A 9892-nucleotide genomic window follows, 5' to 3' on the forward strand; every position below is an offset into this window, starting at 1 on the left:
TGGCCGTGCGCAACAGGGCCTGCTGCTAATAGCGAAAAGCTGTCGCGCGCAAGGCGCGCTCCTACGCGTAGGCCATGACGGCTATCGCCCCGATCGCCAGTGCGATGCCCAGCCAGTTCACGATCGCCAGGCGCTCCCTGAAACCGAACGCGCCGACGAGCGTGCCGAGCACCACCACGCCCACGTTCATCGAGGCGAAGACCAGCGACGGGTCCTTCGGCAAGGCCTGATGGCCGCGCACGTAGAAGAGGATGTTGGCGAAGTTGGCCACACCCAGCAGCACGCCGAAGCCGAGGCTGCGCAGGGTGACCGGGGCAGCGCGCGTCGCCGCGCGCGCGAGCACGGCTATCCAGCACAGCACCATTGCGATCAGGAAGGAGGCGAGCAGGGCACTCGCGAACGGCGCGCCGACCTGTGCGACCAGCTTGAAGCAGATGTCGATCGCACCGAAGCCCGCGAACACCGCCAGCGGCGCGAGCCAGCCGCCGCGTTCCGCCGGGCCGCGCTCCTTGCGCCAGAGCACGCACAGCACCGCGGCGAAGGCGAGCGCGATGCCCAGCGATTTCGAGCCCGTGAGCGTGTCACCGAGGAAGGCGAAGGCGGCCACGAGCGAGAGGAACAGCGACAGGCGCTGGGCCACGTCGGTACGCACGATACCCGCGGTACGGACCGAGCGGGCCAGCACGAGGAAGATCGCGGGCAGCAGGATGCCGAGCAGCGCCAGCGGAACGTAGGTCGCCTTCGCCCCGATCGCTGCCTGCGGCGTGGCGCCGAGCAGCAGCGCGGCGAGCAAGGCGGCCACGACGTAGTTCGTGGCCACGGCCTGCGGAATATCGATGCGGTGCTTACGGGCAACCTTGAGCAGGGCCGAGACGGCCACGCTGAAGACGACCGCCAGGAGGATGTAAGTCATGCAAGTCTCGACGACGCGGACGGGGTGCGAAGGATCGCACAAGCAGGCACGTCCAGCGCCACGCAAACCATTGTAGGAGCGCGCCTGGCGCGCGCTGAGCTTTTCGCGAAAGGCAGCAGGGCCTGCTGCTCAAGGCCTCAAAGGCTGTCGCGCGCGTCGCGCGCTCCTACATCTTCCGGGGCAGTTGCGCGGCTTCGCGTGCCAGTGCCTCGATGCCTGCCCAGTCGGAGGCAGCCAGCTTGTCCGCCGGCGTCAGCCACGAGCCGCCGACGCATGCGACGTTCGGCAGGGCGAGGAACTCCGGGGCCGTCGCGAGGCTGATGCCGCCGGTGGGGCAGAAACGGATCTGCGGCAAGGGGCTGGCCCACGCGCCGAGCAGTTTCGCTCCGCCGGCCGGCACGGCCGGGAAGAACTTCTGGAAGCGATATCCGCGCTCCAGCAGTTCCATCGCCTCGCTGGAGGTCGCCGCACCGGGCAGCAGCGGAAGCTCGGAATCGTCGGCGGCGTCGAGCAGGCGCGGCGCGGCGCCCGGCGACACGGCGAACTTCGCGCCGGCCTTGTACGCGTTCGCGAGATCGCGCGCCGTGAGCACCGTGCCCACGCCGACGAAGGCGCCTTCGACTTCCGCGGCGATGGCGCGCACGGCGTCGAGTGCAGCCGGCGTGCGCAAGGTCACTTCGATCGCGGGGACACCGCCGGCGACCAGCGCACGCGCCATGCCCACGGCCTTCGAGGCATCCTCGATGATCACCACCGGCACGACCGGCGCAAGGCGCAGGGTTGACTCGACACGCTGTTGCTTGGCTTCGTTGCTCATCTCGACTCCGAATGGATCAGAACACGCCCGCGCCCAGGTCGGCCGTGACGGCGGACTGGCGGAACATGGCGAAAAGTTCGCGGCCCATGCCGCTGTGGTGCGCGGCAAGGTCGGCGGCGTCAGGCGTCCGCGTATTCCAGTCCTGTGCGTCGACCAGCACTTCGATCGTGCCGGCAACGGCATCGACGCGAACGAGATCGCCGGTGCGCACGCGCGCGATGGGACCGCCCGACTCCGCTTCCGGCGTGACATGGATGGCGGCAGGCACACGCCCCGAGGCACCGGACATGCGGCCGTCGGTGACGAGCGCCACGCGGTGGCCGCGGTCTTGCAGCAGGCTGAGCGTGGGCGTGAGCTTGTGCAGCTCGGGCATGCCGCGCGCACGCGGCCCCTGGAAGCGCACGACGGCGACGAAGTCGCGATTCAGTTCGCCGCGATCGAAGGCCGCCTTCACGTCGTCCTGTTCGTCGAAGACGATGGCGGGCGCTTCCACGACCATGCGATCGTCCGGCACCGAGGACACCTTGATGACGCCGCGGCCGAGGTTGCCCTTGAGCATGCGCAGTCCGCCGTCCTGGCGGAACGGCTCGTCGATCGAGCGCAGCACCCCGCGATTGCCGCTTTCCTTCGATACCGGCTTCCAGACCAGCGCGGCGCCTTCGAGCACCGGCGCCTTGCGGTAATGATGCAGGCCCGGCCCCATGATGGTGTTCACGTTGTCGTGGAGCAGGCCGGCATCGAGCAGCTGGTCGATCAGGAAGCCCATGCCGCCGGCTTCGTGGAAATGATTCACGTCGGCATAGCCGTTCGGATATACGCGGGCCAGCAGCGGCACGACGGCGGAGAGCGCGTCGAAGTCGTCCCAACGCAATTCCACGCCGGCCGCGCGCGCGATGGCGACAAGGTGGAGCAGGTGGTTCGTGGAACCGCCGGTCGCATGCAGGCCTACGACACCGTTGACGATGGCGCGCTCGTCGACGATGCGGCCCAGCGGCAGGTAATGCTCGCCCAGCGTGTCGATGGCGAGCACACGCTGCACGGTGGCGCGGGTGAGCGCATCGCGCAACGGCGTGTCAGGGGCTTCGAAACTCGCGCCCGGCAGGTGCAGGCCCATGATCTCCATGAGCATCTGGTTCGAGTTCGCGGTGCCGTAGAAGGTGCAGGTGCCGGCACCGTGGTATGAACGCGCCTCGGCCTCGAGCAGCTCCGCGCGCGACGCCTTGCCCGCGGCGAAGGCCTGGCGCACCTTCGATTTCTCTTCGTTCGGAATGCCGGAAGGCATCGGGCCCGAGGGCACGAAGGCGCCCGCGAGATGGCCGAAGCTCAACGCGCCGATCAGCATGCCGGGCACGATCTTGTCGCAGATGCCGAGGTATAGCGCGCCCTCGTACATGTCGTGCGACAGCGACACCGCCGTGGCCATGGCGATGAGGTCGCGCGAGAACAGCGACAGTTCCATGCCGGGACGGCCCTGGGTCACGCCGTCGCACATCGCCGGCACGCCGCCGGCCACCTGTGCGGTGGCGCCAAGCAGGCGCGCGGTCTGGCGGATTAGTTCCGGATAGCGCTCGTACGGCTGGTGGGCCGAGAGCATGTCGTTGTACGAGGTGACGATGGCGAGGTTCGCCGCGTGGCCGTTGCGCAAGGCGTCCTTGTCGCTTTCCGCGCAGGCGGCGAAGCCGTGGGCCAGGTTGCCGCAGGACAGGTGGTGGCGCTTCGCGCCCTTGCCGCGCGCGGCGTCGATCTTGGCGAGGTAGGCCGCACGCGAGGCGCGGCTGCGCTCGACGATGCGCTGGGTGACCTCGGCGAGGATGGGATGGATGGTCATGCTTAAGGAGCCCAGTAGACGTCCACGGGCACGCGATCCTGCGTCAGCACGGCCGCGATCGGATAGTCCCCGCCGGCCAGTGCCTTGCCGAGCACGTCCTTCTTGTCGTCGCCTTCGATGTGCAGGTAGAGCGCGCGGGTATCGAGCACGCGCGGCAGGCTTAGCGTGATGCGCGGCTCGCCGGCACCTTCGGCGCGCATCGAGACGACCGTGCGCTTGCCGTTCGGATCGAGCGCCGCGGCAAGGCTGTCGCCGCCGGGAAAGAACGATGCCGTATGGCCGTCGGAGCCCATGCCCAGCAACACCACGTCGAACGGCAGGCCGAGCGCGTCGATGCGCGCGCCCACGTCGTCGAGCGCCTCGTCCACGTTGTCCTTGTGCGCGCGATCGAACAGCGGCACGAAGCTTGCCGTATGCGATTCATGATGGAACAGGTGCTCGGCCACCATGCGCGCGTTGGAACGTTCGCTGTCGGTATCCACCCAGCGCTCGTCCACCAGGGTCACGGTCACCTTCGACCAGTCGATCTCCTGCTCGGCGAGCACGGCGAACATGGTCTTCGGCGTGCTGCCGCCGGACACGACGAGGGTGGCCTTGCCGCGCTGCTTGATCGCGGCTTCCAGTTTCGAGGCCACATCCCGCGCCAGCTTGTCGGCGAGGGTCAGGCGGTCGGTGAATTCGTGGCGGTTGATCTTGGCGTTCATGCGGCGTCCTCGGCCCAGGTTCGGCCATCGCGTTCGATGAGCGCCACGGCGGCGCTCGGACCCCAGGTGCCCGCGGTATACGGCTTCGGCATGTCGCCGCTGGCCTCCCACGCGTCGAGGATGGGGCCGGCCCACTTCCATGCGGCCTCGACCTCGTCGCGGCGCATGAACAGGGTCGGGTTGCCACGCACGACATCGAGGATGAGCCGCTCGTAGGCATCGGGCTGCTGCACGCCGAACGCCGCCGCGAAGCTCATGTCGAGCGGCACGTGGCGCAGGCGCAGGCCGCCCGGACCCGGATGCTTGATGGTCAGCCACAGCTTCACGCCTTCATCCGGCTGCAGGCGCAGCGTGAGGCGGTTGGGCAGGAGCGGACCGCTGGTGGGATCGAAGATCGAGTGCGGCAACGCTCGGAACGTCACCACGATCTCCGAGACGCGGTTGGGCAAGCGCTTGCCCGTGCGCAGGTAGAACGGCACGCCGGCCCAGCGCCAGTTGCCGATCTCCGCCTTGAGGGCGACGAAGGTTTCGGTCCTGGACTGGTCGCTGCCGAGTTCGTCCAGGTAACCCGGGACGCCCTGGCCTTCCGCCGCACCGGCGCGGTACTGGCCGCGCACGGTGAGCTGGGCCGCGTTGCCATCGTCGATCGGACGGAGCGAACGCAGCACCTTGAGCTTCTCGTCGCGCACGGCGTCGGGCGCCAGGGACGAAGGCGGCTCCATGGCGAGCATGCAGAGGAGCTGCAGGATATGGTTCTGGACCATGTCGCGCAGCGCGCCGGCGCGGTCGTAGTAGCCGGCGCGATGGCCGACGCCCACGGTTTCGGCCACGGTGATCTGTACGTGGTCGATGTGCTGGGCGTTCCACAACGGTTCGAACAGGGCGTTGCCGAAGCGCAGCGCCAACAGGTTCTGCACCGTTTCCTTGCCGAGGTAGTGATCGATGCGATAGGTCTGCGATTCGCCGAACACCCGGGCCACCGCGTCGTTGATCGCGTTGGCGCTCTCCAGGTCGCGGCCGATCGGCTTTTCCAGCACCACGCGCGAGCGTTCGCCGTTGAGGTTCAGGGCGCCGAGCCGCTGGCAGATGTCGGTGAAGATGTCCGGCGAGGTCGACAGGTAGAAGACGCGGATGTGGGTGGGCTCCGCCGCCATCAGCGCCGCGAACTCGTCCCATCCGTCGGCCTTGCGCGCATCGAGCGAGCGGTAGCCGATCATGCGGATGAAGGCGTCGAGTTGCGCGGGAACGATGTGCGACACGCCCTTCTCCACCGCGGCGCGTACCTGCTGCCGATAGGCGTCGTCATCCAGTCCTTCGCGGGCCACGCCGATGATCCGGCTGCTGGCCTGGATCTGGCCGTCGGCGAAGCGGTGGTACATGGCGGGCAGGAGCTTGCGGACGGCGAGATCGCCGGTGCCGCCGAAAATGACCAGATCGAACGGTTCGATCGGCAGGAGGGGAGCGCTCACGACAGAGGCCTCTTGAGGGATCGGGATGGATGCCTTCGGATCGTACCAGTGACATACCAGGACGTACCAGCCCCGTACCAATCGCTGCGACGATTCGCGCCTCTTCACGGGCCGGAAACGGTTTGGAAACGTTTCCAATGAAATTTAAATCGTGCAAACGACCGTTCGAGGGTGCCGCTGGTATGGCGCGAGTGGCACAGCCTTGCCTCAGTGGTCGTGGATTGGTATCTTCGTGGAATGGAAAGCGCCCTCGTCGCCGAATACCAGCGTCTGCAACACGATCCGGCGGCCCGGCAGCCGCTGGCGTACATGCGCCTGCGCCGCGCCATCCGCAACGTGATCGAGAACGGCGAGGTCCAGGTTGGCCATGCGCTGCCCAGCGAACGCGACCTGGCCAGGGCCCTCACCCTGTCCCGGGTCACCGTGCGCAAGGCCATCGGCGGCCTCGTCGAGGACGGGCTGCTTACCCAGCGCCATGGAGCCGGTACCTTCGTTTCCGAGCGCATCGTGAAGCCCCTGTCGCGCATGACCAGCTTCACCGAAGACCTCCGCGCCCGCGGTCTCAACCCGCGGTCGGAGTTCTTCGAACGCGGCATCGGCGAGGTCACGCCCGAAGAGGCGATGGCGATGAACCTGTCGCCGGGCACCCAGGTGGTCCGCCTGCACCGCCTGCGCTACGCGGGCGACGAGCCGCTGGCCATCGAACGCAGCGCGGTGCCGCTGGATCTCCTTCCCGATCCGAGCCTCGTGGTGGACTCGCTCTACGAAGCGCTCGACAAGCTCGGCAACCGTCCCCTGCGCGCCCTGCAGCGCCTGCGCGCAGTGGTGCTCGGCCCGGCACAGACGCGATTGCTCCGCCTCGGCGCGGGTAGCGCGGGGCTCAACATCGAGCGGCGCAGCTTCCTCGAGGACGGCCGCATCGTCGAATTCACCTGCTCCTGGTACCGCGGCGATATCTACGATTTCGTCGCCGAGCTGCAGAGCGACTGACCCGCCGGATCCCGACATGCCGAAACTTCCGCAAGACACCCTGATGTTCCGCGAAGCGCACGAAACCGCCGGGATCGTGGAGCGCCAGCTTTCCGAGAACGAAGCCGTCGTGAGCGCACTGGCCGAACGCCTGCGCGCGAACCCGCCGCGCATGGTGATCACCTGCGCGCGCGGCAGTTCCGACCATGCGGCCACATACGCGAAGTACGTGTTCGAGACCCAGCTCGGCGTGGTCACCGCCTCGGCGTCGCCTTCGGTCACCTCGATCTACCACGCGAAGCAGAACCTCGAGGGCGCGCTTTATATCGCCGTGTCGCAGTCGGGCAAGAGTCCCGACCTGGTGCGGAACGCCGAGGCGGCGAAGCGCGCCGGCGCGTACGTCGTCACCCTGGTCAACGTGGTGGATTCGCCGCTGGCTGCCTGCGCGGATGTCGTGGTGCCGCTGCACGCGGGCCCGGAGAAGAGCGTCGCCGCCACCAAGAGCTATCTGGGCGCGCTCGCGGCCATCCTGCACATTGCCGCGCGCTGGAGCGGCAACGCCGCCATCGGCGAGGCGCTTGCCGCGCTGCCTGCGCAGCTGCGCGAGGGGTGGGAGGCCGACTGGTCCGAACTTACCGACGGCCTCGTCGATGCCCATAACCTCTTCGTCGTCGGCCGCGGCTTCGGTTTCGCCGGCGCACTCGAGGCGGCACTGAAATTCAAGGAAACCTCCGGCCTGCACGCAGAAGCGTTCAGCTCCGCCGAAGTGAAGCACGGCCCGATGGCCCTCGTGGGGCCCGATTTCCCCGTGCTGTTCTTCGCGCAGGACGACGACACGCTGCCCGGCATGCTCGAGGTGGCGGACGAGTTCCGCAAGCGCGGCGCCAAGGTATGGATCGCGGCACCGGGCGCGAAGGGCGAGGGCATGCTGCCCCTGGTCGCCACGGCGCCGATCAGCGCGCCCCTCGTCGTGGTGCAGAGTTTCTATCGCGCCACTGCCGCGCTGGCATTGAAGCGGGGCTTCGATCCGGACGTCCCGCCGCACCTCAACAAGGTCACCGAAACCGTTTAAGGACTTTCCCACTATGACCATCGCGCTCGTCAACGGCCGCGTACTTACCGATAACGGATTCCAGGGCGGTTTCGCCGTGCTCGTCGATGGCGGCACGATCACCGGCCTCGCCCTGCCGTCCGATCCGCGCGTACGTGCGGCGAAACGCCACGACCTCGGCGGACGCACGCTGCTGCCCGGCTTCATCGATTGCCAGGTCAACGGCGGCGGCGGCGTACTGTTCAACGATGCGCCGACGGTCGATACGATCCGCCGCATCGGCGAAGCACACGCGAGGTTCGGCACCACCGGCTTCCTGCCGACGTTGATCAGCGACGATGCCGATGTGATGGCGAAGGCCATCGACGCCGTGAACGCCGCGGTGGAGCAGGGCGTTCCGGGCGTCCTCGGCATCCATCTCGAAGGTCCGTTCATCGCGCCCGAGCGCAAGGGCGTGCACGATCCGGCGAAGTTCCGCATCGCCGGTGCCGACGACATCGCGATGGTGGCGCGCCGGCACGGCGGCGTCACCCTGCTCACGCTCGCGCCGGAGCGCACCTCGCCCGACGTGCTCGCGCAACTTGTTGCCAATGGCGTCATCGTCGCCGCGGGACACACCGCCGCCGATTACGACACCACGCGCAATGCACTGGCGGCTGGCGTGCGCGGTTTCACCCACCTGTTCAACGCGATGACGCCGTTCACGAGCCGCGAGCCCGGCGTGGTCGGCGCCGCGCTGGAAGACGCGGGCAGCTGGTGCGGCCTGATCGTCGACGGCCATCACGTGCATCCGGCCTCGCTGCGCGTCGCGATCGCCGCAAAGGCGCGCGAAAAGATGATGCTGGTGACGGACGCGATGCCGCCGGTGGGCTCGGATAACCCCAGTTTCGTGCTCAAGGGCGAGACCATCACAGTGCACGAGGGTGTGGTTCGCACGGCCGACGGCACCATCGCGGGCTCCGCGCTCGACATGGCCACCGCCGTGCGCAACACCGTGCACATGGTCGGCGTCGCCTACGACGAAGCCGCGCGCATGGCCTCGACCTATCCAGCAGCCTTCCTTGGCCTCGGCACCACCCACGGCCACATAGCTGCGGGCTACCGCGCAGACTTCGTGGTGATGGACGCGACCCAGCACGTGGTCGAAACCTGGATCGGTGGAAACCGCGTCTTCGGTTGATTGCCGCGCAGAAGGTGCTTTCGTATCGGTTGGCCCGCTTGCGCGGGCCCGTGCTTTAAGCGGCTTCGCCGCATGGAGCGTCGCGCCCGGCTCGGCTTCGCCATCGCGTTTTGCGTTGGCGTGGCGGCGGGTCGCCGGCGGCTCCCATTTTTTTCGCTAAGTCCTCGTCCGGCCTACGCCTCCCTGCGGAATCGCTCCAAAAACGGCAGCCACCGGCTCCTCCCAACACTGCGGTCGCATGCGGCAAAAGCCAGAGCAGCGCCTCGCCCGCTCGCTCCCCAACGCACGCCGTCCTGTAGGAGCGCGCCCTGCGCGCGACATCTTCTCGCGACCACCTCCACGCACTGAGCGTTTTCGCAACCCTGCAGTAAGAGTTACTAGGCTCCCGCCTCCGCGGGAGCGACGGGTAGGAAGGGAGGCGACATCTTGCAGGTCGCGCTTCGCGTTGCAAGCCGCGCGTCGCGGGCGATTCCCGCAGCGCGTGCGCACACGCGCGCGTCGTTTGAGTTCCGTCGTACAGACAAGCCCAAATCGATTTGCTATGTTCGGGCTGTTGCCTGAGCTTCTGATCAAAAGGCGTCGCAGGCAACCATCGCATCGAAGCGGTGAGAGCGCGGCCCAAGGGTGCTAGTAACACCCAGGGGCCGCTGACCTAACCAACTAAGACCCAGTTGATGAGGCTGCAGCCATGGTAAATCACTCGCTCGCCCGCCGGTTCCCCGCCGGCGGCACCTTCACCGGTTACCGGGCCTTCGACACCTTCTGTCGATCCGGTTAACGAACCGGCGGCCCCGCCGGTCCTAAGACGTTTCTCATCTTTCGCCCTGCCGTGCGACCCGGCGCGTTCGCGCGCGCGCGGCGAAAGGGACCGGCGCGGCCGCCGATCCACTTCGACAATCGAACCGTCCGGCGCCCGGTCACGGGCTGCCGGTGATCCCGCGAGTCCGCAGCTCATCGCCTC

At 68.0% G+C, this 9892-nt stretch carries 8 protein-coding genes; 3 read left to right on the forward strand and 5 right to left on the reverse strand.

Annotated elements, in window-relative coordinates; translation table 11 throughout:
- Positions 1–61: 61 nt before the first annotated feature.
- From ACR9ZH_RS12980 to zwf, 5 genes are all read right to left on the reverse strand, one after another.
- Positions 62–913 (reverse strand): EamA/RhaT family transporter, encoded by an 852-nt coding sequence (locus tag ACR9ZH_RS12980; RefSeq protein WP_481291169.1) that lies wholly within the window; start codon positions 911–913, stop codon positions 62–64.
- A 166-nt stretch (positions 914–1079) separates the two neighbouring features.
- Positions 1080–1730, reverse strand: coding sequence for a bifunctional 4-hydroxy-2-oxoglutarate aldolase/2-dehydro-3-deoxy-phosphogluconate aldolase (eda, locus tag ACR9ZH_RS12985; RefSeq protein WP_481291170.1), 651 nt, complete (start codon positions 1728–1730; stop codon positions 1080–1082).
- Between the two features lie 16 nt (positions 1731–1746).
- The gene (gene edd, locus ACR9ZH_RS12990) at positions 1747–3558 is read right to left on the reverse strand and encodes a phosphogluconate dehydratase (protein WP_481291171.1); all 1812 of its coding nucleotides are present in this window, start codon (positions 3556–3558) and stop codon (positions 1747–1749) included.
- 2 nt (positions 3559–3560) lie between these two features.
- On the reverse strand, positions 3561–4262 hold the full coding sequence (pgl, locus tag ACR9ZH_RS12995; protein WP_481291172.1) for a 6-phosphogluconolactonase: 702 nt from the start codon (positions 4260–4262) through the stop codon (positions 3561–3563).
- Positions 4259–5731: a glucose-6-phosphate dehydrogenase gene (zwf, locus tag ACR9ZH_RS13000; protein ID WP_481291173.1), complete on the reverse strand. Its 1473-nt coding sequence runs from the start codon at positions 5729–5731 to the stop codon at positions 4259–4261. Before zwf ends, pgl begins: the two co-directional genes overlap by 4 nt.
- A 237-nt stretch (positions 5732–5968) precedes the next feature.
- Here zwf and ACR9ZH_RS13005 point away from each other — a divergent pair, with 237 nt between their 5' ends.
- Genes ACR9ZH_RS13005 through nagA form a run of 3 tightly spaced genes read left to right on the forward strand, consistent with a single transcriptional unit; the run spans position 5969 to position 8931 of the window.
- Positions 5969–6721 carry a GntR family transcriptional regulator gene (locus ACR9ZH_RS13005; RefSeq protein ID WP_481291174.1) on the forward strand — a complete coding sequence of 251 codons (753 nt, stop codon included), beginning with the start codon at positions 5969–5971 and terminating at the stop codon, positions 6719–6721.
- A 16-nt stretch (positions 6722–6737) separates the two neighbouring features.
- Positions 6738–7772: an SIS domain-containing protein gene (locus tag ACR9ZH_RS13010; protein WP_481291175.1), complete on the forward strand. Its 1035-nt coding sequence runs from the start codon at positions 6738–6740 to the stop codon at positions 7770–7772.
- 13 nt (positions 7773–7785) lie between these two features.
- Entirely contained in the window at positions 7786–8931 is a 1146-nt protein-coding gene (gene nagA, locus ACR9ZH_RS13015) for an N-acetylglucosamine-6-phosphate deacetylase (RefSeq protein WP_481291176.1), read from the forward strand.
- Positions 8932–9892: the final 961 nt, after the last annotated feature.

This window comes from Luteibacter sp. SVR4-7G (assembly GCF_056755555.1).

Coding starts and splice junctions, on each gene's coding strand:
- ACR9ZH_RS12980 (WP_481291169.1), bottom strand. CDS start 913: ATGACTTACATCCTCCTGGCGGTCGTCTTCAGCGTGGCCGTCTCGGCC.
- eda (WP_481291170.1), bottom strand. CDS start 1,730: ATGAGCAACGAAGCCAAGCAACAGCGTGTCGAGTCAACCCTGCGCCTT.
- edd (WP_481291171.1), bottom strand. CDS start 3,558: ATGACCATCCATCCCATCCTCGCCGAGGTCACCCAGCGCATCGTCGAG.
- pgl (WP_481291172.1), bottom strand. CDS start 4,262: ATGAACGCCAAGATCAACCGCCACGAATTCACCGACCGCCTGACCCTC.
- ACR9ZH_RS13005 (WP_481291174.1), top strand. CDS start 5,969: ATGGAAAGCGCCCTCGTCGCCGAATACCAGCGTCTGCAACACGATCCG.
- ACR9ZH_RS13010 (WP_481291175.1), top strand. CDS start 6,738: ATGCCGAAACTTCCGCAAGACACCCTGATGTTCCGCGAAGCGCACGAA.
- nagA (WP_481291176.1), top strand. CDS start 7,786: ATGACCATCGCGCTCGTCAACGGCCGCGTACTTACCGATAACGGATTC.